The 25,140-nt window shown below is 58.0% G+C and carries 19 protein-coding genes and 4 pseudogenes; 13 read left to right on the forward strand and 10 right to left on the reverse strand.

Annotated features, from left to right (window positions below; genetic code table 11):
• The first annotated feature begins 8 nt into the window (after positions 1–8).
• The 3 genes and pseudogenes from M0746_RS12430 to pncA all read left to right on the forward strand — a co-directional run bounded on the left by M0746_RS12430 (position 9) and on the right by pncA (position 1,606).
• On the forward strand, positions 9–482 hold the full coding sequence (locus M0746_RS12430) for an RNA polymerase sigma factor (RefSeq protein WP_446731297.1): 474 nt from the start codon (positions 9–11) through the stop codon (positions 480–482).
• A pseudogene (locus tag M0746_RS12435) lies at positions 479–811 on the forward strand (transcriptional regulator); the annotation flags it as partial. The gene M0746_RS12430 and the pseudogene M0746_RS12435, both read left to right, overlap by 4 nt.
• A 168-nt stretch (positions 812–979) precedes the next feature.
• Positions 980–1,606 (forward strand): bifunctional nicotinamidase/pyrazinamidase, encoded by a 627-nt coding sequence (gene pncA, locus M0746_RS12440; protein WP_258449388.1) that lies wholly within the window; start codon positions 980–982, stop codon positions 1,604–1,606.
• 140 nt (positions 1,607–1,746) lie between these two features.
• Here the strand turns inward: pncA and M0746_RS12445 are convergent, their stop codons facing one another.
• Both M0746_RS12445 and M0746_RS12450 read right to left on the reverse strand, forming a co-directional pair.
• Positions 1,747–3,048 carry an ATP-binding protein gene (locus M0746_RS12445; protein WP_258449389.1) on the reverse strand — a complete coding sequence of 434 codons (1,302 nt, stop codon included), beginning with the start codon at positions 3,046–3,048 and terminating at the stop codon, positions 1,747–1,749.
• 4 nt (positions 3,049–3,052) lie between these two features.
• A complete protein-coding gene (locus M0746_RS12450) occupies positions 3,053–3,754 on the reverse strand; it encodes a response regulator transcription factor (RefSeq protein ID WP_258449390.1) in 702 nt (233 codons plus the stop codon).
• Between the two features lie 265 nt (positions 3,755–4,019).
• Between M0746_RS12450 and M0746_RS12455 the strand changes: the two genes are divergently transcribed.
• From M0746_RS12455 to M0746_RS12475, 5 genes and pseudogenes are all read left to right on the forward strand, one after another.
• Positions 4,020–5,177: an efflux RND transporter periplasmic adaptor subunit gene (locus M0746_RS12455; protein ID WP_258449391.1), complete on the forward strand. Its 1,158-nt coding sequence runs from the start codon at positions 4,020–4,022 to the stop codon at positions 5,175–5,177.
• Between the two features lie 15 nt (positions 5,178–5,192).
• Positions 5,193–8,290: pseudogene (locus M0746_RS12460) on the forward strand (multidrug efflux RND transporter permease subunit).
• A 116-nt stretch (positions 8,291–8,406) separates the two neighbouring features.
• Positions 8,407–9,048 carry a DUF1345 domain-containing protein gene (locus M0746_RS12465; RefSeq protein ID WP_258449392.1) on the forward strand — a complete coding sequence of 214 codons (642 nt, stop codon included), beginning with the start codon at positions 8,407–8,409 and terminating at the stop codon, positions 9,046–9,048.
• 201 nt (positions 9,049–9,249) lie between these two features.
• On the forward strand, positions 9,250–9,480 hold the full coding sequence (locus tag M0746_RS12470) for a hypothetical protein (protein WP_258449393.1): 231 nt from the start codon (positions 9,250–9,252) through the stop codon (positions 9,478–9,480).
• Positions 9,481–9,489: 9 nt separating this feature from the next.
• Positions 9,490–9,708, forward strand: a complete 219-nt coding sequence (locus M0746_RS12475) for a hypothetical protein (protein ID WP_258449394.1) — start codon at positions 9,490–9,492, stop codon at positions 9,706–9,708.
• 67 nt (positions 9,709–9,775) lie between these two features.
• Here M0746_RS12475 and M0746_RS12480 read toward each other — a convergent pair.
• The 5 genes and pseudogenes from M0746_RS12480 to M0746_RS12500 all read right to left on the reverse strand — a co-directional run bounded on the left by M0746_RS12480 (position 9,776) and on the right by M0746_RS12500 (position 15,086).
• Positions 9,776–11,211 (reverse strand): annotated as a pseudogene (locus M0746_RS12480) (autotransporter outer membrane beta-barrel domain-containing protein).
• Entirely contained in the window at positions 11,208–11,984 is a 777-nt protein-coding gene (locus M0746_RS12485) for a hypothetical protein (RefSeq protein WP_258449395.1), read from the reverse strand. The pseudogene M0746_RS12480 and the gene M0746_RS12485 overlap by 4 nt, the downstream one beginning before the upstream one ends.
• Positions 11,985–12,166: 182 nt before the next feature.
• Entirely contained in the window at positions 12,167–13,057 is an 891-nt protein-coding gene (locus tag M0746_RS12490) for a hypothetical protein (RefSeq protein WP_258449396.1), read from the reverse strand.
• Positions 13,058–13,152: 95 nt separating this feature from the next.
• A complete protein-coding gene (locus M0746_RS12495; protein WP_258449397.1) occupies positions 13,153–14,190 on the reverse strand; it encodes a hypothetical protein in 1,038 nt (345 codons plus the stop codon).
• A gap of 140 nt (positions 14,191–14,330) precedes the next feature.
• Positions 14,331–15,086: a hypothetical protein gene (locus M0746_RS12500; RefSeq protein WP_258449398.1), complete on the reverse strand. Its 756-nt coding sequence runs from the start codon at positions 15,084–15,086 to the stop codon at positions 14,331–14,333.
• Between the two features lie 220 nt (positions 15,087–15,306).
• Between M0746_RS12500 and M0746_RS12505 the strand changes: the two genes are divergently transcribed.
• The 5 genes and pseudogenes from M0746_RS12505 (at position 15,307) to M0746_RS12525 (ending at position 20,604) form a co-directional block, all read left to right on the forward strand.
• Complete coding sequence (locus M0746_RS12505) at positions 15,307–16,335, forward strand: LacI family DNA-binding transcriptional regulator (RefSeq protein WP_258449399.1); 1,029 nt, start codon at positions 15,307–15,309, stop codon at positions 16,333–16,335.
• A gap of 138 nt (positions 16,336–16,473) precedes the next feature.
• Entirely contained in the window at positions 16,474–17,256 is a 783-nt protein-coding gene (locus M0746_RS12510) for a sugar phosphate isomerase/epimerase family protein (protein WP_258449400.1), read from the forward strand.
• Positions 17,249–18,268 (forward strand): sugar kinase, encoded by a 1,020-nt coding sequence (locus M0746_RS12515; RefSeq protein WP_258449401.1) that lies wholly within the window; start codon positions 17,249–17,251, stop codon positions 18,266–18,268. Before M0746_RS12510 ends, M0746_RS12515 begins: the two co-directional genes overlap by 8 nt.
• Positions 18,269–18,325: 57 nt before the next feature.
• On the forward strand, positions 18,326–19,624 hold the full coding sequence (locus M0746_RS12520) for an MFS transporter (RefSeq protein WP_208937592.1): 1,299 nt from the start codon (positions 18,326–18,328) through the stop codon (positions 19,622–19,624).
• A gap of 12 nt (positions 19,625–19,636) precedes the next feature.
• A pseudogene (locus tag M0746_RS12525) lies at positions 19,637–20,604 on the forward strand (2-hydroxyacid dehydrogenase).
• A gap of 149 nt (positions 20,605–20,753) precedes the next feature.
• Here the strand turns inward: M0746_RS12525 and M0746_RS12530 are convergent.
• The 3 genes from M0746_RS12530 to M0746_RS12540 form a co-directional block, all read right to left on the reverse strand.
• Complete coding sequence (locus M0746_RS12530) at positions 20,754–21,941, reverse strand: pyridoxal phosphate-dependent aminotransferase (protein WP_258449402.1); 1,188 nt, start codon at positions 21,939–21,941, stop codon at positions 20,754–20,756.
• A gap of 41 nt (positions 21,942–21,982) precedes the next feature.
• Positions 21,983–23,608: a methyl-accepting chemotaxis protein gene (locus M0746_RS12535; protein ID WP_258449403.1), complete on the reverse strand. Its 1,626-nt coding sequence runs from the start codon at positions 23,606–23,608 to the stop codon at positions 21,983–21,985.
• A gap of 196 nt (positions 23,609–23,804) precedes the next feature.
• Positions 23,805–24,944 (reverse strand): glycerate kinase, encoded by a 1,140-nt coding sequence (locus M0746_RS12540; protein WP_258449404.1) that lies wholly within the window; start codon positions 24,942–24,944, stop codon positions 23,805–23,807.
• Positions 24,945–25,140: the final 196 nt, after the last annotated feature.

Consider the following 25,140-nt stretch of genomic DNA (forward strand, 5'->3'; position numbering starts at 1 on the left):
GACAACATCTGGCGCGACTGTGGCGCTACGGTTTGCTGTTGTCGCGCAATCGGCATGTGGCTGAGGATCTGGTGCACGCGACTTGCGTGTGCGCCCTTGAACGCACAGGCCAGTACGTGGCTGGTATGCGTATGGAGCGATGGTTGTTGGGCTTGCTGCATTCGATCTGGATCAACGAAGTTCGCTCGCGCCGGGTGCGTCAGGAACCCGCCCGGAATGGCGCAGAGGCTCACGATGCCTTTGCCGCGAAACCACACGTCATGGCTGCGCAGGTCATTCGCCGTGTCGATGCCTTGCCGGAAACTCAGCGCGAGACGGTTTATCTGGCTTATGTCGAAGGTTTTTCCTACAGCGAAGTCGCCGAAATTCTGCACGTTCCTGTCGCGACAGTCATGACGCGTCTGGCCACCGCCAGATTGAAACTGGCTGAATACCCACCGCTGTACCCGGTCCCGACCTCTAACGAGGTTGATCACTCATGAAGGCACCATCAGATGAGCAACTGGTCGCCTGGCTCGACCATGAACTCGACGCTGAGCAACGCAGCCTGCTTGAACAGGCCATCGCGGACGACGCCCTGCTCAACCTGCGCGTGCAGTGGCTCAGTCGCAGTAACATGCCCTTCCAAAACGCCTACGACGAGTTGGCGCAACAGGCACCGCTCGAACGGTTACAGGCGCGGCTGGACGCGATTCCCTCGCCTGAAAAACCGAGGCTGAGCCGTCGCTGGTTTATCGGCGCCGCCGCGGCAGCGTTGTTTGCCGGTGGCGTCCTCGCCGATCGCGCGTTCCTTGGCTGGCAGGCAACACGGTCAAACCCTTGTTCGCCACCCGCTCGGGACGCGGCGAGCAAGCGCCGGCCCACGAGCGGGCACGACGCTGCGCCAGAACTGGAACACAAGGCGAAATTGTCAAAAGCCGCCTCGGCGCATGAGCAGTCCTGAACTATGCTGAGCGACTGTTTTCAAGGAGGACGCGCAATGCCTGATTCATCCCGTGCTGCGTTATTGGTGATCGACGTGCAGAACGATTTCATTCCCGGCGGGCAATTGCCAGTGCCGGAAGGTGACCTGATCGTGCCGTTGATCAACCGGCTCGCCCGCCAGTTCAGCCAAGTCATCATCGCCCAGGACTGGCACCCGCCGGGCCACGCTTCGTTTGCCTCAAGGCATCCCGGCAAGCAACCCTTCGATAGCATTCAATTGCCCTACGGCGAGCAAACCCTGTGGCCTGAGCATTGTGTGCAAGGCACAGCCGGCGCCGGGTTTCACCCTGACCTCGACTTGCCGCACGCCCAGTTGATCATCCGCAAGGGCTGCAATCCTGAGATCGACAGCTATTCAGCCTTTCTGGAAGCTGATCGCCGCACCACCACTGGCTTGTCGGGCTATCTGAAAGAGCGCGGAATCGACACGGTTTATATGGTCGGGCTGGCGCTGGATTTCTGTGTGATGTTTTCCGCGCTGGACGCGCGGGCGGCGGGTTTCAATGCTTATGTGGTGCTGGATGCGTGTCGGGCAATTGATATGAATGGATCACTGCAGTCGGCGATGGAGAGAATGCAGAGCGCCGGCGTTGAGTTGATTCAATCGACAGAGCTCGCCTGAACAACACACCCCCTGTGGGAGCGAGCCTGCTCGCGAAGGCGGTCTATGAGCGAAGCATAAGTCGACTGATCCGACGCCTTCGCGAGCAGGCTCGCTCCCACAGGGATATTTCCCACACCGATCTCCGAGGTGCTGGAGCCTCAGGCTTTCGTCGGCAACCACAACCTGAACCGCGCGCCACCCAGCGGTGAAGGTTCGACGGTCAGTGTGCCGCCCTGCGCTTCCAGAGCCCGGCGGCTGATCGCCAGACCCAGGCCAAATCCACCGGTCGCCCGGTCACGACTGCGGTCGAGCCGATAGAACGGCTCGAAAATCCGCTCACGTTCGTCATCGGGTATACCGATGCCGTCGTCGTCAACCCAGATTTCACAGCCATCGGCATTGACCTGCACGCCAATCTGAATACGTTTCTCGCAATAGCGCATGGCGTTGCGCAGCAGATTCTGGATTGCTCGCGCGGTCAGGCGTGGATCGAGCGAAAAGCGCTCGAGCTGACCATGCAGCAACACGTCGATAACGATCTGCGGCGACTCCAGTTCTTCGTCGACACTGCCAAGAATACTGTCGATGAATTCGTCCAGCGACACCTCGACCTGTTCGGGCAGCTGCGCCGGATTCTGCAAGCGACTGTACGACAGCAACTCCAGCACCAATTCGTCCAGCTCGCGAATGTGCGCGACCAGCCCCTGCAAACGCTCACGGCTGGCGGTGGGCAACTCGTCGGACAGCGCCAGCGCCAGGCCGAAATCCAGGCGCGTCAGTGGCGTGCGTAATTCATGGGACACGGCGTTGAGCAGATCACGTTGCTGGTTGAGCAGTTTTTCGATGTCGCCGGCCATGGTGTCGAAGACATGCGCGAGGCTGCCGATGTTCGAGCTTGGCGCGATGTGCGTGCGCTCGCTCAAATGCCCTTTACCGAAACGTTCGGCAGTGCCTTTCAGGCGCTCCAGATCACGCCAGTGCGGGCGCAACCACATCAACAGGCACGCCAGCAATGTCGCGCCGATCAGCACATTGATGCTCCAGTACAACAGATCAACATCAACTGGATCGGGCGGCACGACCATCTTCACCGCGGTGGTGTCGTCCAGCGCCGCTACCGCCAGCGTGCGCCAGCCCCAATCGCCGATGCGCACAACGTTTTCCTTACGGCGCAGGCGCTCCCGCTCGATGTCAGTGAACTGTGCGTCATCGATTCGAGCGAGAACGATGTGCAGCGGCTGGAAATCCTTGTCCAACGACGCTGCCAGGGCCGGCCACTGATCGTGCGGCACCGCGTGAAACTGGCGGGTAATCAGCGATTGCAGGCCACGTGAAAAATCGAGGTTGTAAGTGACGAAGCGATCTCGGAACGCCATCACCACCAGATCCGGCACCAGATAGATCGCCGCACTGTAGGAGACGATGGTCACCAGATACAGGCGAAACAGGATGCGAAACATCAGTTCAGCATTCCCATTCGGAGCGGCTGAACAAATAACCCTTGCCCCAGACAGTCTTGATTTTGCGCGCCTCGCCGGCATGGTCATCAAACTTGCGCCGCAGCTTGGAGATCGCCACGTCTACCGAACGGTCAGTGCCGTTGAATTCGATGCCGCGCAGGCGTTGCAGAATCTGGTCGCGGCTGAGTACTTCACCGGCATGCCGGGCCAGCACCACCAGCAGGTTGTATTCGCCGCTGGACAATTCCACCGGTTGCTCGCGCCAGGTCACCGTGCGCTCGGACAGGTCGATGCACAGATTGCCCATGACGATACGGTCATTGACCGTCTGCGGCTCGCCCAGGCTGCTGCGGCGCAACAGTGTGCGCACTCGCGCCAGCAATACACGCGGCTCGCACGGTTTGGTGACGTAATCGTCGGCGCCCATTTCCAGGCCCAGCACCTGATCGTGGCTGTCATCGCGGGCGGTAAGCATGAGGATCGGCAGCATTGCCGAATCAGCGCGCAGCAAGCGGCAAACCTGCAGGCCGTCGAGGCCGGGCAGCATCAGGTCGAGGATCACCAGATCCGGCGGATTGGCCCGTGCCCGCTCACGCACGTGGTCGCCACGGCCGATTACGCTGACGGAATAACCGTTGCGCTCCAGGTAGCTGGAAATCAGTTCGGCGAGAGCGGTGTCGTCTTCGACCAAGAGGATGTTGGGCATGGGTGATCCAGATATTGCTGTGGTGGATGTCGAACCGCTTTCGCGAGCAGGCTCGCTCACACACTTGGACTGCGATCCATTGTGGAAGCGAGCCTGCTCGCGAAAGCGGTTTAACGGTCACAAAAGAATTCAAGGCTTGCAGGATATACGCCCTCACCCCTCCCCGAGCAAAACCCTTACACAATTTCACACAGCGCCTACAAAGCTTCACCGCTAATCTCGGCATCTGCCCGTAGGATGCGGACTTCAATATTGGGGGTTGTACATGTCGAACAAACTGCTGGCCGGGCTCGGCCTGATCGCGCTGGCGCTGACGCTGAGCGCCTGTGATTCATCGTCGGACACCGAGGTGCAGGCACCGCCGGCCACCGTGCGCATCGAGACGATCAAGGCGCATCCCCTGACACTCAGCAGCGAACTCAGCGGGCGCATTGCCGCGCCACGGATTGCCGAAGTCCGCGCACGAGTCGCCGGCGTGGTCCTGCAACGGAGCTTTCGCGAAGGCAGCGACGTGAAAAAAGGCGACGTGCTGTTTCGCATCGACCCGGCCCCCTTCAAAGCTGACCTCGACAGCGCCGAAGCCGCGCTGCGCAAGGCTGAAGCCAATGCGTTCCAGGCGAAACTGCAAGAGCAGCGCTATGCGCAGTTGATCGACGACAAAGCCATCAGCGGTCAGGACTACGATAACGCCCGCGCCAACGCGCGGCAGACCGCTGCTGACGTAGCGGCGAATAAAGCCGCGGTGGAACGGGCGAAACTGAACCTGGGTTACGCCACCGTTACTGCGCCGATTTCCGGTCGCGTCGGTCGTGCGCTGGTGACCGAAGGTGCCTTGGTCGGGCAGAACGAAACCACGCCGCTGGCGCTGATTCAGCAACTCAATCCGATCCACGCCGACCTCACCCAGTCGACCCGCGAGCTCAATGAATTGCGCCGCGCGTTCCGTTCCGGGCAGTTGCAGGAAGTCGGTCATGATCAGGTCAAAGCCACGCTGATCCAGGACGACGGCAGCCTGTACCCGCTGCCCGGCAAGTTATTGTTCAGCGATATCACTGTCGATCCGGGCACCGGCCAGATCATCCTGCGCAGCGAATTTCCCAACCCCGATCTGGATTTGCTGCCGGGCAGTTTCATCCGCGTACGTCTGGAACAGGCAACGATCGCCAACGGCATCACCGTGCCGCAACGCGCCGTGCAGCGTGACAGCGCCGGTATTGCCCAGGTGCTGACGGTCGACGAACAGATGCGCGTCGCCCAGCAACCGGTGCAACTGGGCGCGGTGCAGAACAATCGCTGGATCGTCACCGGTGGTCTCAAGCCCGGCGACCGCATTGTCGTCGAAGGTCTGCAACATGCCCGCCCCGGCGAAACCGTGCAGATCGACGACAGCCCTCTTCCCATTGCCCAGACCTCGGGTCAGTAAGCAGGACGCTTTTTCATGCCGCAGTTCTTTATCGATCGCCCGGTATTCGCCTGGGTTGTCGCGCTCTTCATCCTGCTGGCCGGTGCGCTGGCCATTCCGCAACTACCGGTGGCGCAGTACCCTGACGTCGCCCCGCCGCAGATCGAAATCTACGCCGTGTACCCTGGCGCCTCGGCACAGACCGTCGATGAAAGCGTGGTCAGCCTGATCGAGGAAGAGCTCAACGGCGCCGATCACCTGCTGTATTTCGAATCGCAGAGCAGCCTCGGCAGCGCCACGATCAAAGCCACGTTCCAGCCCGGTACCAACCCGGAACTGGCCCAGGTCGACGTGCAAAACCGCCTGAAAGTGGTCGAGTCACGTCTGCCGCAAGCGGTCAACCAGCAAGGCTTGCAGGTGGAGAAAGTCTCTTCCGGTTTCCTGTTGCTGATCACCCTGACCTCCAGTGACGGCAAGCTCGACGACGTCGCGCTCAGCGATTATCTGGCGCGCAACGTGATGAACGAGATCAAGCGTCTGGATGGCGTCGGCAAGGCGCAGTTGTATGGCGCCGAGCGTGCCATGCGCATCTGGATCGACCCGCAGAAACTGCTCGCTTTCGACCTGACGCCCGCCGACGTCAACGCCGCCATCGTCGCGCAGAACGCGCAAGTTTCTGCCGGCAGCATCGGTGACCTGCCGTCACCGGCGTCGCAGGAAATCACCGCAACGATTCTGGTGAAAGGTCAGTTGTCGACGCCGCAAGAGTTCGCCGACATCGTGCTCAAGGCCAATCGCGACGGCTCCACCGTGCGCGTCGGCGACGTGGCGCGGGTTGAGATCGGCAGTCAGGAATACCAGTTCGGCACACGCCTGAACGGCAAGCCGTCGACAGCGGTTGGCGTGCAATTGTCGCCGGGCGCCAACGCGCTGAACACCGCGACTCTGGTGCGGGCGAAGATGGATGAACTCTCGCGCTATTTCCCGGCGGGCGTTAAATACAAGATCCCGTACGACACCTCGCCTTTCGTCAAGGTCTCGATAACCAAAGTGGTGTACACCCTTGGCGAAGCGATGCTGCTGGTGTTTGCGGTGATGTTCCTGTTCCTGCAGAACGTGCGCTACACGCTGATCCCGACGCTGGTGGTGCCGGTGGCACTGATGGGCACCTTCGCGACCATGCTCGCTCTGGGTTTCTCGATCAACGTGCTGACCATGTTCGGCATGGTGCTGGCGATTGGCATTCTGGTCGACGACGCCATTGTCGTGGTGGAGAACGTCGAGCGGATCATGGCCAGCGAAGGCTTGTCGCCCAAGGAAGCCACTCGTAAAGCGATGACGCAGATCACCGGCGCGATCATCGGTATCACGCTGGTTCTGGTGGCGGTGTTTATTCCGATGGCCTTCATGCAGGGATCGGTCGGGGTGATCTACCAGCAATTCTCGCTGTCGATGGCCACGTCGATTCTGTTCTCGGCATTCCTCGCACTGACCCTGACCCCGGCGCTGTGCGCCACGTTGCTCAAGCCGATTGCCAAAGGCGAGCATCATGAAAAGTCCGGATTTTTCGGCTGGTTCAACCGGCGCTTCGAGCGACTGACTGACCGCTATCAGGGCTGGGTCGGCCTTGCGCTGAAACGCAGCGGTCGCTACCTGCTGATTTACGTCGTGCTGCTAGTCGGACTGGGGTTTTGCTTCGCACGCCTGCCCTCCTCGTTCCTACCGGTGGAAGATCAGGGATACACCATTACCGACATTCAACTGCCGCCCGGTGCGACCAAGAATCGTACGGTGGCCGTGGCTGAACAGCTTGAGGCGCACAACGCCGGTGAACCAGGTATCAGTGACAGTGTGGTGATTCTCGGTTTCAGTTTCTCCGGCAGCGGGCAGAACGCAGCCTTGGCGTTTTCGACGTTGAAGGACTGGTCGCAGCGCGGCAGCGAAGACTCCGCCAGTTCAATTGCTGATCGCGCCAACATCGCCCTGAGTGAAGTCAAGGACGCCATGGCGTTTTCGGTCCTGCCTCCGCCGGTAGACGGCCTCGGCACATCGAGCGGTTTCGAGTTCCGTTTGCAGGATCGTGGCGGGCTCGGCCATGCGACCTTGATGCAGGCGCGCAGCGAATTGCTCGCCGCCGCCGAGAAAAGTCCGATATTGATGAATGTGCGTGAAAGTGCTCTGGCCGAGGCGCCGCAGGTACAGCTCGTCGTTGATCGCAAGCAAGCGAACGCGCTGGGCGTTTCCTTCGCGGACATAGGTAACGCCCTGTCGACTGCGGTGGGTTCGAGTTACATCAATGACTTCCCCAATCAAGGCCGGATGCAGCGCGTTGTCGTGCAGGCAGAAGGCGATCAACGCAGTCAGGTCGCCGACCTGCTGAAAATGCATGTACGCAACAACACAGGGAATATGGTGCCGCTGTCGGCGTTCGTGCAGGCCAACTGGATCCAGGGCCCGGCGCAGTTGACCCGTTACAACGGCTATCCGGCGATTGCGATTTCCGGCGAACCATCACCGGGGCACAGCACCGGTGAAGCCATGGCGGAAATCGAGCGTCTGGTGGCGCAGGGGCCGAAAGGCCTGGGCCAGGAATGGACCGGCCTGTCGTTGCAGGAACGCTTGTCCGGCAATCAGGCGCCGATCCTGCTCGGATTGTCGCTGCTGGTGGTGTTCCTGTGTCTGGCGGCGCTGTACGAGAGCTGGTCGATTCCGACCTCAGTGTTGCTGGTCGTGCCGCTGGGTGTGCTCGGCGCGGTGCTGGCGGTGACGATGCGTGGGATGCCGAACGATGTGTTCTTCAAGGTAGGCTTGATCACGATTATCGGTCTGTCGGCGAAAAACGCGATTCTGATCATCGAGTTCGCCAAAAGCCTGTATGACGAAGGCCACGACCTGATCGATGCGACATTGCAGGCTGCACGCTTGCGTCTGCGACCAATCGTGATGACCTCGCTGGCGTTCATTCTGGGTGTGGTGCCATTGGCAATCGCCACGGGCGCCAGTTCGGCAAGTCAGCAAGCGATCGGTACCGGGGTGATCGGGGAATGATCACTGCCACGCTGGCAGTCATCTTTGTACCTGTGTTCTTTGTGGTCGTCATGAAGCTCGTTCGACGCTTCACAAAGCCCCACTGATCACGATTGTGGGAGCGGGCTCGCTCCCACAGGGGTTCTGCAAATATCCAGCGCTGTGGTCATGTCCGTCATCGCTGGGCTAATGTGTCTGAACCACTTTGGCCCATCGAGTCCCCATGCGCTTCCTCGCCCGCACCCACCCTCGCCTCTCTGCCGGCTTTCTGCTCGGTCTCGCCACCGGTTTGTTGGTACCTGTCGATTCCATCGTCAGTAAAATTCTCATCGGCTGGAACGCTGGCGTCTGGACGTACCTGATCCTGATGTTCTGGCTGACCGTGCGTGCCAAGGCACCAGACGTCAAACGCATCGCTGAAGTCGAAGACGAAAATGCCGGGTTGGTACTGTTCGTGGTGTGCATCGCCGCGCTGGCCAGCCTGGTGACCATTACCTTCGAATTGGCAGGCAGCAAAGACCTGCACACCGCAAACAAACTAATGCACTACGGCTTCACCGCTATCACGGTGGTCGGTTCATGGCTTCTGATCGGGGTGATTTTCTGCGTGCATTACGCGAGGTTGTATTACACCTGGGACGGTAAGGAACCGGCGCTACGCTTCGCCGAAGGGCTGAGAACGCCCAATTATTGGGATTTTTTGTATTTCTCGTTCACGATTGGGGTAGCTGTGCAGACGTCCGATGTAGGCGTTGCAACTCGAGAGATCCGTAAAATAGTGCTGGCGCAATCATTGATCGGCTTTGTGTTCAATACAGCGATTCTGGGCTTCTCCATTAATATTGCGGCTGGTCTTTTTGGCTGAACCAGCAAGCATTGTCTCCAATGTCCAGAGCATGCCTCTTGTGGTTCGGCGAGTAAATATGAGAAAGATCATAATTTCTCAAACTTGTAAACTGTAAAACCTGACAGTTTACAAGCTTGAAGACCTCGGATTATATGATGTAGCCAGCAGCAAGGCATCCGTATTGCAAGATAACTTCTATCAAAATTGGAGTCTTCAATCATGGCCACATCAGCTCAGCGCGTATTCACGCCTCGAATCCGTAATAATCAGGGAAACAATTTTATAGGAACAATTGATGGTGTCGCATACAAAGCCAACAGCTTCAGACTAACTGAAAACAGTCTTCCAGGAACTATTGGTCCTCACTGGGAAGCACGTGTTCATCAAAGAGCTGTTGACTTTAGTTATAAGGAGATTTCCATTTATATCCCAAAAGATACTATTGATTGAACTCATCCGTTGAATCCGGCCACCAAAATAATCATCAGTTATGTTGACTATTCTGACACGCAGAATCCAATCGCTCATAAAAGCGTAGGAGGCAACATTGATTTTACGCTTGACAAAGACGCAAAAATTTTCAGCGGAAATATTGATGCGGTCATGGACAGCAATGGAGGCGATGGCGGCGAGACATTCAAGATAGAAGTTGAAAACTTTTTGATTCTGGGAACTTAATAAGGGACGAACCGGGGTCTGCAACCATTGCGGCCCCGGCCCTATTAAAAATTCCGTTTTCCGAGCATTACCAGAGATACCGCATGCCCAGACTGAAACCATAAGGCTGCTCAAAGTTTTTGCCTTTTATATAGTCAAACTCAGCATGACCCTGCAAGGATTTACTCATCGACACCGCTAAACCTGTGCCCCAAGCGATACGACTACCCGACAAGTTGTTATTGAACACATTATTATTGACTTTGACCTCGTTATTTTCGGCAAACTCGTGTTCCAGACCGACCTTCAAGTATGGTTGTGTGGATACGTCGTTTCCAAAATTGAAAGTACGGCCCGCCTTCATCCCAATGCTGCCTAATAAGGATCGCGCTGTGTCACCTTTGGCATCCATGCCATTTTCCAGACGGAAATCATCGCCCTGAATAACCACTGCTGACAGCCTTGCGAACGGTTCAATAAAGGATTTTTCGTTGAGCATTATATGACGCCCGAATTCGCTTTCCCAACCGATACCCGAAGTATTGTAGCTGCCTTTGGTACGCGCACCATCACTCAAGGAAACCTTCGCTTCGTTGCGATAATGGTTGTACTTAACCAAACCATCAAAGTAATAGCCGCTTGCTCTATCCACCCACGTCACATATCCCCGAGATAATTACTTTCGATCTCGCCCGATGTACCGTAATCAAGGTTCAGGTCAGAATCACTGTGTCCCGCCATGATGCCTATCAGCCATTGACCATCGGCAAAAGAAGGCAATGGAACATCCCAACCAAGCGAGAAACCTCGTTGTGTTTGCTGGTATGCCACACCGGAACCGTCAGCGACATTGTTCTTCTTGCCATAGACTCGTCCCCAGGACCCGGCATTTTGGTCACTGCTGCGCAGTTCACCCAAGCGGGTGTGAACAGGGGACATGTCACCGTACCAAACGGGTATCGCCGTATTGAATAACGCCAGAACGGAGCGCGCGCCCGGGCTGATGGTACGCGTTGTGGGATTTAGGAACCAATCGTTACCGCTGCTTGCCAGTTCGTAACGAAATGCACCCAGATCAACTGAACCGTTAATCAGGCGGAACTGCGCATCACCTCCACCAGTGCGAACCAATGTAATCGGCTGCCCGCTGGGAGCATCGGATCCACTGCTCGCAACTTGCAGATTGTGATCTCCAGAAGCATTGCCAACAATATTGACACTGTCGGTCTGACCGGTTGTGAAATCAGTCTTCAATGCAAAGGTGCCGTTATTTCCGCTCAGGCTTGCAACATTCAACTGGTAGAAACCTGGCGCGGTTTGCAGCGAGACTGCCCCACCATTCAGTTGCATCGCGCCGATACTGCTTGCTCCCGTCACATCCCATCGACCACCATCATTAATGCTTACGTTGGCGACATTTTCCATACGCCCGCTGAGTATGGCCTGGCTGCCCAAGACGACGGCAGTGTTGCTGGCGGCGTCACTGACAATGTCACCAGCCAAAGCGCTGCGTTCAACATTCATGGTTGTATTTGCGCCCCCCTTACATCAAGGATCACCCCGTTGCCGCCAACGATCGTCGAGCCGTCGTGAACATCAATTTGCACGGTTGAACCGGAGACGCTTGGAACATCAATGAGAATGGCAGCACCGCTTGTACTTTGAACATGAGACTGGTTCAGAGTGAGTGCGCTGGATTGCGTATCCGTCGGGTCAGCCGTGAAGACCACGCCGTTCTGCTCGCCTGCAATCAAGCTTTGCGCCGAAGCAGTGGCACTGCCCCCGGCTAACGTGAGGCCAGAACTGTTCGTGCCTGTGCCTGTGAGCTTAGTATTGGACAGGTTGAGTGTGCTGTATGAAGAAACAGCGGCCCCGCGATTAACGCCTGTAATCGTACTGCCATTCGCATTGACCACCGAGCCACTCGCAGTTCCTGAAACTCGTGCCACATTCAGCCCTGTTCTGTTACCCACAATCATGCTGGAATTTATGTCAGCGGTACTATTGGTAATCTGCACAGCGCTTGGGCCGCTGCTTCCGGTTGTCGATACCCCGTTAAGTACCACAGAAGATGCGCCACTCGCCGATATGCCGAGAGTGCTTCCACCGTTTATGGTAAGAGAGCTGGCACTTCCAGCGGACCACGTTTCCGCGGGCGAAGGGTTCGAAATAACAGCGGTTTCACCGGGCAGCAACTGCCGCGCTTGCGCTTGGTTGCCGACCAGCATCGGCATGGCGACGATGAAAACACAAGACGCTGGAAAACTGCAAAGTGAGGGACTGAATATGGGTGACATGGCAATTCCTTAGGAAAGTCAAATCAAGAGCGCTTGGTGATCGCCCAGCTTTAAACAACGAGTGAGAATATCCATCCCATCCCCGGCCGGTATGTAGGAATAGTCTGCAACTGCAAGCGAAATGGCTTACCAATTCCGTAGGAAATACGAGGGAGGGTCGAAGCCCTCCCCGACTTGCCCTGTCAAGTAGGCTTATCGTCGTCATACTTGCTTCCATCGCAATATATAAAACCCGATCTAATCAGAATGACTTCATATTTGCTCACAAGTGACGGTGTTGGATTTGGTCCTCCACCTATAGTGACTTCATACCACACATCCGCTGCACCGGAATATGTACCTGGAACGCTTTCATCCGGTTCGGCGGTCGAGTATTTGAGGATCGGATTGAACGGCGCCACGCGCACTTTGAACCCGGTAGCAACTTCTGTATCCAGCACTGTATGTTTCACCGAGAACGGATTTGCAGCAGGGTTCGGCGTAACCCCTAGAAAATCCGAATAACCCTTGAAGTAAATTGTGACCTCCGTATCCTTAGGCAGGTAAACTGCATCGGGTTTTACAAAAACAGTAATACCATAGTCCGCGCCACTGGTACTGGGGCAACCCAACCTGCCGTTTCTTGTACCCTCGACCTCCGGCGCCGCCAGTTCGATTTTTATTGCATTGAAGGCGACGTCAGTCGGTTCTGATTGTGGAATGTTTGCACTGCCAATCGTTTCAACTGTCCAATAAGCACTGAATGGAACACCAGGCGTGAAATCCTTGATAACGTCCCAAGGCAAAACGTGTTCTTTGGTAGTGCCTTCATCACCATCCTGCAAAAAAATCGCGGGTGGGACAAACTTTCCGTCAACATACACTTTTACTTCCTGACCATCTTGTGGCTGCCTGCCTGCCTCATCCCACAACTCAATTTCGATTCGACATTCTTTCTCGAAGTCCTCCGGCGTCAACTCATTTTCTTTATCCAACTCACCGAACACCTTCAATTTTTTCATTGCAGTATTGACGGGATCGGGATGGTCCGGGTTTGTCGGACCGGCGTATTCAAAGTTAACGAGAACATCCACCTGTTTTCTTTCTCCGACGGGTACCGGACCGCGAGTCAGAGCGCACGTAACAGTGATTGGCTGATCTCCACCGGTAGCGTCGACGTACTTGGTAGCTAACAGCGCCTTGTCAATCGGAATTGCGTACGTAGTTGCCGAACCGGCTTCATCATCATAAATTGATTGGTCATCATAGAAGAGTACGTAGTGATCATCATTCTGAACATCAGCCCCCTTTCGAAGTCGACCGTGACACCGTCATCCGCATCTTGGATTGTTATTACAGGATCCGCTTTCGGAACTTCAATTTCTGCCAAAACAGGTGTCGGCAGCAACGCAACGGCTTTCCCGGCAGGAATGGACATGTTGCTTACATTGCCCGCAAAGTCAGTCAATCTGCACCAAACATATACGGTATTGCCTTTTAGCTCGGCCACCTTATCAATGGGTATCGTAACTAAACCATCCGCAGGCAACATTCCCCTAATGACAGGTTCAAATGTCGGGACAGCAGAGTAAGCTGAACTCATCCAGACTTCATAGCTGTCGCCATTGGGAGGATCCAGTGGATTATCATAGGTACGATCCACTTCCATGATCAATCCACCCGGATGATCGGCGATGAGTTTATCAGTGATGGGGCCAGCCCAGGCAGTTGGCCATTTCATGACTTTAAGCTGTGCCTTTATCCCTGTCGTTTCACTTTGTCCCGGAGCAAAACGATCGACGACATACTTTGTTGGAAACGTTTCAATAGGGTTAATGCCGGCCAGGTAAATTATTGCCCAGACATAATAGGTTGATGGTCCTGGTACAGCTGGGTCATCGAGCAGCCAAGGATCACTGGGTATCTCAACATCTACCGGTTGACCGTCGGCTGGCCCGGCCGGGTCATCAATTAGCACGGTGCCCTCGTTTTGAGGGTCAGTCGGAGCAACATCTTTTAAAACTCGAAAATCGTATTCGTCTGAATCCAGTCTGTTGCTCCACGAGGGGATCTGCACCTTTAGCGCTGTTCCTATCGGGATGAGTTCGATCGGCAATGTGCCATCAGCCAGTATCCCCGCAATTGTTGGTGCCGGTTCAGTCAGAGCCCCTTCGGGGCGCTTGCCCAGCGGACGAACTTTCGATTTGCCACTGTATGTATTGCTCATCTTCTTCTCCAAATAGTTGATCACCGATCACGGCGCTGCCTAATCACTGCTTTGTCATAGTCGTTTCGGCGGGCCACAGGGTTCTTCTTCCCCTACGACAACTCTGTCAATTTTCACTAATCCAACTTGAGATTTTCGGATTACTGCGCCGTTACGTTCCAGAAAACATCGAGACAGTGCAGACGCCTTATCCACCATAGGCTCAATGTGAGGCACGAATGGCCACACCCGAACTTCCACGCCGTTGAGCAGTTCCTCTTGGGTTTCTTTTTTTTTCGTATTTCTTTATAAGTTCCCGCTATAGGTGGTCCGTATCCATTCCGGCTGTAATAACCATTCCATTTCACAACGAGTACGTCGTCGAGCTCAAATTCCGGATCAGGTGCGATCAAAATATAAACTCCATCCCACAATGGCGGGACGGAAGTACAATTCAGCCATCCCCTTTCGTTCACTCCCTTAAATTTTGGCGCCGCTATAGTTACCGGAGATGCATCTATGGTCAGCTTGCGCTTGAATGACGTGTCGAGGTTCAAATCCTCGAACCAGACTTCATAATAAACATAAGCGACTCCACTTTCAGTCAGCCGAGACGGATCAATTTTTATAACCATTTTCTCTGGCGGAACAGGATAAATCAGCTCGTCGTAGATCCAATGGGTTACCCCGGCAAATTCCCACGCAACCTTAAGGCGATCGACTCTTGGCGGTACATCCGGGTAATTCGGCCACCGCTCAACGATCACATTTAAACCTTCGGGTAGAAGTTCTTCAGGAACATTACCTTCAGGGTCATTGACATCAACTCCCTCCACTTCCGGAGCGTCGTATTCATAAGTACCGATTGGAGGTACAGGAGCAGAAAAATTTCCCGACTCTCCCTTGTAGATAACCATGCTATTTCCTTCCGAAAATGAAAGACCAAGCAGATTCGAGTCCATGCCAGATAATTAAGCTCGACTTGTCCAGACCGGTCTACTGTCATATCTGACAGGTTTTCCTACCGCTTGTCGGATTCCGCTGAAGGCCAAAGCACCTCAAGCTTGACGAGTATTCGATTTTTACTGCCTACTGAAACCGGTTTCAGCGTTACCACGATAAAAACAAGGCCCAACGATGAACGACTTCTCCGCCGCCCAGCGCAGCCGCGTCACCATGCTTGATGTTGCCGAACGCGCGGGCGTCTCCAAGGCCAGCGTCTCGCGCTTCATCGGCGATGACCGCGCCCTCCTCTCCGACGCTATCGCGCTGCGCATCGAGCGAGCCATCGACGAACTCGGCTACCGCCCCAACCAAATGGCACGCGGTCTCAAACGCGGGCGCACGCGCCTGATCGGCATGCTGGTCGCCGACATCCGCAACCCTTATTCGATTGCCGTGATGCACGGGGTGGAAACCGCCTGCCGCGCGCACGGCTACAGCCTGGTGGTGTGCAACACCGACCGCGATGACGAGCAGGAACGCCAGCATCTGGCGCTGTTGCGCTCGTACAACATCGAAGGGCTGATCGTGAACACCCTTGGCCATCACCGTGACGAGTTGCACGAGCTGCACCGCGAGATGCCGCTGGTGCTGGTGGATCGCAAGGTCGCTGGCCTCGATAGCGATATGGTCGGGTTGAACAACTCGCGCGCTGTTGAAATGGCGCTCACCCATCTTCAACAGTGCGGTTATCGCGATCTGTTGTTGATCACCGAACCGTATGACGGCACCAGTTCACGTATCGAGCGAGTCAGCAGTTTTCAGGCACAAATTGCCCAATGTGAAGACTTGGTCGGGGCGGTTCTGGAAGCCGGTGACGATCTGCAAGCGCAACTTCAAACATTTTTAAGCACTCAAGGTAACGGACCGAAAGCGTTGTTTTGCGCGAATGGCGTGGCGGCGCTGGCGGCCACGACCGCGTTGCGGGCGATTGGCTCGCGGCTGTTTGAAGATGTCGGGTTGATCGCACTGGATGATCTGGATTGGTATCCGTTGGTGGGCGGCGGGATTACTGCGCTGGCGCAGCCGACCCAGGACATTGGTGCGCGGGCGTTCGAGTGCCTGCTCAGGCGTTTGCGTGGGGATGATGAGGCGGCGCGGGTGGTGGATTTTGCGCCGGTGCTGATTGAGCGAGGATCTACCCGTGGGGTTGGCGGTGTTTGAGCTGACGCTTTCGCGAGCAGGCTCGCTCCCACAGGTGACCGCGTTCCAATGTGGGAGCTGACCTGCCAGCGAAAGGGTACAAAAGAACATTGATATTTTTTTGAACAAAAATGAAACCGGTTTCAGAGGTCAATAACAATGAATAAACCTGCCGTTTCCATCAGTTTGTCCAGCTACGGTGCCGAGCTTGTGCGCCAGCGCGGGCAAGATTCCTTCATCGACGTTCTGGCCGCAGCCGGGGCCAATCGCATCGAGTGGCGTGAAGAGCTGCTGACCCGTGAAGAGCCGGCGCAATTGGCTGCGGCCACCGAGGCGCATGGCTTGCAAAGCATTTATTCCTCACCCACCGAACTGTGGCTTGCCGGGCAGGCACAGCCCAATCCCGAATTGATTACCGCACTGCAACAGGCCGAAGCGTTCGGTTCGAAATGGCTGAAAGTCTCGCTCGGCTATTTCACTGACACCAACGACCTGCAAGCTTTGTCCGAACGTCTGCAACGAACCTCGGTGCAGTTGCTCGTCGAGAACGATCAAACCCTGCACGGCGGGCGCATCGAACCGTTTCAGCGCTTCTTCGCGGCGGTCGAACAACACGACCTGCCGATCAAGATGACTTTTGACATCGGCAACTGGCAGTGGCAGGACCAGTCCGCCGCCAGCGCCGCGCGCTTGCTGGGCCGGCATGTCGGCTATGTGCACTGCAAAGCCGTAGCGCGTCGCGCCGACGGCAAACTCGTGGCGGTGCCGCCCGCCGTCAGCGACTTGCATCTGTGGGAACAACTGTTGCGGCACATGGCCCAAGGCGTTATGCGCGCGGCCGAATACCCGCTTCAGGGCGAAGACCTGCTGCAACTGACCACCGAGCACGTCGCCGCCCTCGCCCGCCTCGGCCAATCGCGTCTGGAGCCTGCCCATGTCTGAGATCGATATCCTCTCGTTCGGTGAAACCATGGCGATGCTGGTCGCCGAGCAGACCGGCGATTTGGCGGCGGTCGAACACTTTCACAAACGCATCGCCGGTGCCGACAGCAATGTGGCCATCGGACTTTCGCGATTGGGTTTCAACGTCGCGTGGCTGAGCCGGGTCGGTAATGATTCGCTCGGGCGCTTCGTGGTCGAGACCTTGGTCAAGGAGGGTCTGGATTGCAGCCATGTCGATGTCGACCCACAGCACCCGACCGGTTTCCAGTTCAAGTCGCGCAATGACGATGGCAGCGATCCGCAGGTCGAATATTTCCGTCGCGGTTCGGCGGCCAGTCACTTGGCGCCGCAGTCAATCACTGCGGACTTGCTCAGCGCCCGCCATTTGCACGCCACCGGCATTCCGCCGGCGCTCTCTGCCACGGCGCGCGAATTGTCCTTTGAATTGATGAGTCGTATGCGCCATGCCGGGCGCAGCGTTTCGTTCGACCCCAATCTGCGCCCAAGCCTGTGGGCCAGCGAACGCGAAATGATTGCCGAGATCAACCGCCTTGCCGCCCTCGCCCATTGGGTCTTGCCGGGCTTGAGCGAAGGCCGTCTGCTGACCGGTTTCGATGACCCGGCAGACATCGCTGCGTTCTATCTCGACCAAGGCGCCGAAGCGGTGGCGATCAAGCTCGGGCCGCAAGGCGCTTATTACCGCACGCAACTGGATCAGGGCTTTGTCGCTGGTGTGCCGGTGGCCCAGGTCGTCGATACCGTGGGTGCCGGTGACGGCTTTGCGGTGGGGCTGATCAGCGCCCTGCTCGAGCATCAAAGTGTGCCCGAGGCGGTGCAACGCGCGAACTGGATTGGCAGTCGGGCGGTGCAGAGTCGAGGAGATATGGAAGGCCTTCCTACCCGCCTGGAATTATCCAGTGAATTTGAGGCCGTCTTCGCGAGCAGGCTCGCTCCCACCTTTGAAATGCAATCTCCTGTGGGAGCGAGCCTGCTCGCGAAAGGACCCGCCTGATCACCACAAACTGAACGAACCTGCTGCGACAAAAACAACAAGCTCAGGAGCAAGATCATGAAAAACGCTACTCTCGCCGCCCGCCGCTGGTGGTACATCATGCCGATCGTGTTCATCACCTACAGCCTGGCGTATCTCGATCGCGCCAATTATGGCTTCGCCGCCGCTTCCGGCATGGCCGAAGACCTGATGATCACCCCAGGCCTGTCGTCGCTGCTCGGCGCGCTGTTCTTTCTCGGTTACTTCTTCTTCCAGGTGCCTGGTGCGGTCTACGCGCAAAAGCACAGCGTAAAGAAGCTGATTTTTGTCAGCCTGATCCTCTGGGGTGGCCTCGCTACCCTGACCGGCGTGGTCTCCAATGCTTATTGGTTGATCGTGATTCGCTTCATGCTCGGTGTGGTCGAAGCGGCAGTGATGCCGGCGATGCTGGTCTATCTGTGCCACTGGTTCACCCGTGCCGAACGCTCGCGGGCCAACACCTTTCTGATCCTCGGCAACCCGGTAACCATGCTGTGGATGTCGGTGGTTTCAGGTTATCTGGTGCAGCACTTCAGCTGGCGCTGGATGTTCATCATCGAAGGCTTGCCGGCGGTGCTGTGGGCGTTCATCTGGTGGCGTCTGGCCGATGATCGTCCGGCCCAGGCCAAATGGCTCAGCGATCAGGAAAAGCACGATCTGGAAAGCGCACTGGCGGCGGAACAAGTTGGCATCAAAGCGGTGAAGAACTACGCCGAGGCGTTCCGTTCGCCGAAGGTGATCATTCTCGCGTTGCAGTTTTTCTGCTGGAGCATCGGCGTCTACGGCTTCGTGCTGTGGTTGCCATCGATTCTCAAGGCAGGGGCGAAAATGGACATGATCGAGGCTGGCTGGCTGTCGGCGCTGCCGTATCTGGCGGCGGTGATCGGCATGCTCGCGGTGTCGTGGGGGTCAGACAAGTTGCAGAAGCGCAAACGTTTCGTCTGGCCCCCGCTACTGATCGCCTCCATCGCGTTTTATGGTTCCTACGCGCTCGGCGCGGAACATTTCTGGTGGTCGTACACGCTGTTGGTAATCGCCGGCGCCTGCATGTACGCGCCGTACGGGCCGTTCTTCGCGATCGTGCCGGAGATCCTGCCGGCCAACGTTGCCGGCGGCGCCATGGCGCTGATCAACAGCATGGGCGCCCTCGGTTCGTTCGGCGGCTCGTATCTGGTCGGTTATCTGAACAGCTCCACCGGCTCGCCCGGCGCGTCCTATCTGTTGATGAGCGGCGCCTTGCTGTTGTCGGTGGTGCTGACGATTTTTCTCAAGCCCGGCGCCAGCGACCGCGTCGTCGCCAAAACCGTTGCCACGCCGCGCGTGCCGGCGCATTCCTGAAAGGACTTTGTCATGAAAAAACACGTCGTGCTGTACAAGAAACTCTCCCCGCGTTGATGGCGCGTCTGCAAGAACAGTTCGAAGTGACGCAGATCGAAAGCCTCGACGCCGACGGCCTGATGCAACTGCGTGACGCCCTGCCCCGCGCTCACGGCTTGCTCGGTGCGAGTCTGAAACTGGACGCCGCGTTGCTTGATCTGGCGCCGCAACTGCAAGCCATCGCCAGCGTGTCGGTCGGCGTCGATAACTACGACATCGATTACCTCGGTCGTCGCAAGATCCTGCTGACCAACACCCCGGACGTGCTCACCGAAACCACCGCTGACACCGGTTTTGCCTTGATTCTCGCAGCCGCACGGCGGGTGGTCGAACTGGCCAACATGGTGCGCAGCGGCCAGTGGAGCCGCAACATCGGCCCGGCGCATTTCGGCACTGATGTGCATGGCAAGACGCTCGGCATCATCGGCATGGGCCGCATCGGCGAGGCGTTGGCCCAGCGCGGGCATTTCGGTTTTGGCATGCCGGTGATCTACCACAGCCAGTCGCGCAAACCGGCAGTCGAGGAACGCTTCGATGCGCAATATCGCAGCCTTGAAGACTTGCTCAGCCAGGCGGATTTCATTTGCCTGACCTTGCCGCTGACCGCGCAGACGGAAAAGTTGATCGGCGCCGAGCAGTTTGCCTTGATGCGTCCCGAGAGCATTTTCATCAACATCTCACGCGGCAAGGTCGTCGATGAGGCGGCAATGATCGACGCGCTGCGTCATCAGCGCATTCGTGCGGCGGGGCTGGATGTGTTCGAGCGTGAACCGCTCAATCATGATTCGCCGTTGTTGCAGCTCAACAATGTGGTGGCGACGCCGCACATGGGTTCGGCGACGCATGAAACGCGCGAGGCAATGGCGCGGTGTGCGGTGGAGAATCTGCTGGCGGCGCTGGCTGGCAAGAAGCCGGCGAATCTGGTGAACCCTTTACACTGATCGTTCCCACGCTCTGCGTGGGAATGCAGCCCGGGACGCTCTGCGCCCCTTCGGAAGCTGGAACGCGGAGCGTCCCTTGAGGCATTCCCACGCGGGAGCGTGGGAACGATCGGTGTGGTGGTGAGGCAGGTACAGGCAATGCAAGACCATCAGGCACTGCGCGCCTGTAAAAGCTGTGCCGCACACAATGCAATCCGCGCGCAGGCGTCGGCCAGTTTCACCCGATCGACCACCAGGCCAATGCGGATATGCCCCGCCGCACTCGGGCCGAATGCTTCACCGGCCAGTACCGATACGCCATAACCTTCAAGCAATCGCTCGGCAAACGCCTGAGCACCGAGCCCGGTCTGGCGCACATCGACCATCACGAACATGCCGCCATCCGGCCTGATCGGATGCAGGCCCGGGCAGCCGTGCAAACGCTCGCAAACCAGATCGCGGCGCAGGCGATATTCCTCGCGCATCTGCGTCACTTCCGGCAGATCACTTTGCAGCGCAACCTGCGCGGCTTTCTGCACGAAATCCGGCAATCCGAAGAGCATGCTCAGCGACAGGTTGACCAGATGCTCGGCCAGCGGTTGCGGCCCGATCATCCAGCCGATGCGCCAACCGGTCATGGCGTGGGATTTCGACAGACTGTTGATCGTTGCCGTGCGTTCGGCCATGCCCGGCAGGCTCGCCGGGCTGATGTGCCGGCCTTCGTAAAGCAAATCACTGTAGACCTCGTCGCTGATCAGCCACAGGTCATGGCGGATGCACAGCGCCGCCAGTTCCTGCCAGATCAACAGCGGCAAGCTCGCACCGCTGGGGTTGTTCGGGCTGTTGAGCAACATCGCGCGAGTCTTTGCAGTAATACGCGCCGCGACATCGGCCGGGTCGACGCGAAAACCATTTTCCGGGCGCACCGGGACTGGAATGACCGTTGCGCCGCAAGCGCCGAACACACCTTCGTACGTAACGTACATGGGTTCGGCGACGATCACCTCGTCGCCGGGATCAAGCAGACATTGCGCCACCGAATACACCGCGCATTGCGCGCCGGGCAACACAATCACCTGATCAGGATCAACGCGCTGACCACTGCGCTGGCAATGGCGCTCGGCAATCAGCCTGCGCAGCTCGAGCCGGCCACGGATGTCGGCGTAATGCGTATCGCCGGCCAACAGACTGTCGATGGCGCCATGGACAATCGGCAGCGGCGTATCGAAGTCCGGATCGCCGACGCTCAACAGCAGAATATCGACGCCCGCGGCGAGCAACGCCAACGCTCGGTCGTGAATTTGCCAGGCGGCGGCGCCCTCTCCGGCAATGCGTTGGGTCAAGGCTGAATAGCGCATGTACGTCTCCTGATCGCGCGGTTTCCAGCCTTCACCGTATCTCAAATCACGAAACGCGCCACCATCGCATTCAAATCCACTGCCAGACGCGACAGCTCATGGGTTGCGGCGCTGGTCTGGTTGGCCCCGGCCGCCGACTGCGTCGCCAGATCGCGGATGTTGACGAGGTTGCGATCGACTTCGCGCGAGACTTGCGCCTGCTCTTCCGAAGCGCTGGCGATGACCAGGTTGCGCTCGTTGATCTGGTGGATGGACTGAGTGATCTGCTCCAGCGCCACGCCGGCGGCACGGGCCATTTCCAGGGTGATCTGGGTACGCTGGTTGCTTTGCTGCATTGAGGAGACGGCCTCGCCGGTGCCGTTCTGGATACCGGCGACCATTTTTTCGATTTCCTGGGTCGATTGCGCGGTGCGATGGGCCAGCGCCCGTACTTCGTCCGCGACCACGGCAAATCCTCGTCCGGCTTCACCGGCACGCGCGGCTTCGATCGCGGCGTTGAGTGCCAGCAAGTTGGTCTGTTCGGCGATGGCGCGAATCACGTCGAGCACTTTGCCGATATCGCGGCCCTGCGCGGCGAGACCTTCGATCATCTGCGCGGTGTTCTGCACGTCGTGGGTCATGGTCTGGATCGCGTCGACGGTTTTCACCACCTGATCGCGACCTTCACGGGCGGCGTGGGTTGACTGGTTCGAGGCTTCGGAAGTCGACACGGCGTTGCGCGCGACTTCTTCGACGGCGGCAGTCATCTCGTTGACGGCGGTGGCGGCTTGTTCGATTTCGTTGTTCTGCTGCTGCAAACCGCGCGAGGCTTCTTCGGTGACGGCGCTGAGTTCTTCGGCGGCCGCGCCCAGTTGCGTGGCGGAACCGGCGATCTGTTCGATGGTTTGACGCAGGTTGACTTGCATCGCCGCGAGGGCTTCGAGCAGGCGCGCCGGCTCGTCCTTGCCGTCGACTTCGATGGCTTTGCTCAGGTTGCCGCTGGCGATGGTTTGTGCAGCCAGCACCGCACGGTTCAGTGGTGTGACGATGCTGCGGGTCAGCAGCCAGGCGAGCAATACGGTGGCCAGCGCAGCAATCACCGCGACAATGATGATCCCGGTGATGGCGCTGTCGTAATAGTCGCCGGCGCGAGTCGACGCAGTTTTGGCATCGGCCGCGTTGATCGCGATCAGTTTGTTCAACTGCTCGCCCATCTGGTCGGTGCCTTCCTTGATTCGTGTGTTGATCAGGGCGCGCAACTCCTCCATTTTGTCCTGACGTGAGAGCTCGAGCATCTGGTTCTGTGCTTGCACGTAGTTGTCCAGCGTGGTCGAAAACGTCTGGTACAGCGCACGTTCTTCCGGGCCTGCATGCAGTTCGGCATAAGCGGCTTGTGCCTTGCGCGCCTTTTCAACCAGCACGGCGATACGCGTCTGGGCTTCCTGCAACGCGGCAGGCTCGCGATTGACCAGCACGCGGAACGAGAGGATGCGCATCCGCAGGACGTTTTCGGTTATCACGCTGAGATGGGTCACGCTGGGCAGTTGCGTCGAATTCATATCGATCGACGCCTGGCGGATGACCGACATGCGATTGACGGCAAACATGCCAAGCACGACTACTAACAGGGCGATGAAGGCAAAACCGAGGAAGGCACGGGGCGCGATATTCAGGTTACGCAAGGACATGGCTGAACTCTCAAGATAGAAGCTACGAGCGTCCATGCCATATCACTGAGCCGTGGGGGTGGGCTGCAGTTCGGCGCCACTGTTTTGGGAGTCTTGTGTGCGCCTGACCTTTGTATCGGCCAGGCTTGAGGAAGATTGCGGGTGCGTTGCAACTATTTTTATCAGTGTTTCAGGGATGAAACACCGACAGGGAGTTTCACACGCGTCGCGCCATCTGCCAGACGCGAGCAATATCGGTGGCGCGTTCACGCAACAATCGTGGCGCTTCGGCGCAGGCCTGTTCCAGCGTCATCGGCCCGCTGGTCACGGCGAATGCCGCGTCGATGCCATGGTCATACAGTTCCTGATAACCGTCGCCGAGGGTGCCGGCAATCACCACCACCGGCACACCGTGTTGTTTGGCGATCCGTGCAACGCCGAACGGCGTCTTGCCGCGCAGGGTCTGCGCGTCGAAGCGCCCTTCCCCGGTGATCACCAGATCGGCATCTTTGACCGCATCGGCGAGCCCCACCAGCTCTGCGACCACCTCAACGCCAGCCTGAAACTGCGCACCAAGGAATGCCTTGGCGGCAAAGCCGAGACCGCCCGCCGCACCGCTGCCGGGTTCATCGCGGACGTTTTTGCCCAGCGCCTGCGCGCACCGTTCGGCAAAGTGTCCCAAGGCTTGGTCGAGTTGTTGCACCTGGGCCGGCGAAGCGCCTTTCTGCGGGCCGAAAATCGCTGAGGCACCGTGCGGACCGCAGAGTGGATTGTTGACGTCAGCGGCAATATCGAAACGCACCTGCGCCAGACGCGGATCAAGTCCGCTGAGGTCCAGCCGCGCCAGTTGCGCCAATGCCAGTCCGCCGGGGACCAGTGCCTGATCCTGCGCATCGAGCAGTTTCAGCCCCAGGGCGTGCATCGCGCCGGCACCGCCATCGTTGGTGGCACTGCCGCCAATTGCCAGAATCACCCGTTGCGCACCGGCATCCAGCGCCGCGCGGATCAGTTCGCCGGTGCCAAAGGTGCTGCTGATGCAGGCATCGCGCTGCCCCGGCGGCACCAATTGCAAGCCGCTGGCCTCGGCCATTTCGATGATCGCGGTCTGGGTGTGTGGCAACCAGCCCCACGCGGCCTCCACCGGCGCACCGAGCGGGCCACGCACGCGGCTGCGGCGCAATTCGCCTGCACAGGCGGCGAGAATCGATTCCACCGTGCCTTCGCCACCATCAGCCATCGGGCATTTGACCAGCGTCGCCTGCGGCCACACCTGGGCCAGGCCAAGGGCGATGGCTTCGGCAACGCCCTGAGCACTGAGGCTGTCCTTGAATGAATCGGGGGCGATGACGACTTTCATGGGAATTCTCCGGTGGCAATGTCCGTCATGCTGCCAGTCGGTTCACGTGTTGACGCCGGTCGGTTGCACAAGGGCTGGAGAGGATTGTTGTTCATTTTCACAAAAGATCTATGTTGGTTGTACCGGCCTCATCGCTGGCAAGCCAGCTCCCACAGGGTTCTGTGGCGGATGTGGAAGTTATGAACGCCTTCTGACC

It is taken from the genome of Pseudomonas sp. S11P7 (assembly GCF_023195435.1).
In the GTDB taxonomy this organism is placed as follows: domain Bacteria; phylum Pseudomonadota; class Gammaproteobacteria; order Pseudomonadales; family Pseudomonadaceae; genus Aquipseudomonas; species Aquipseudomonas fluorescens_G.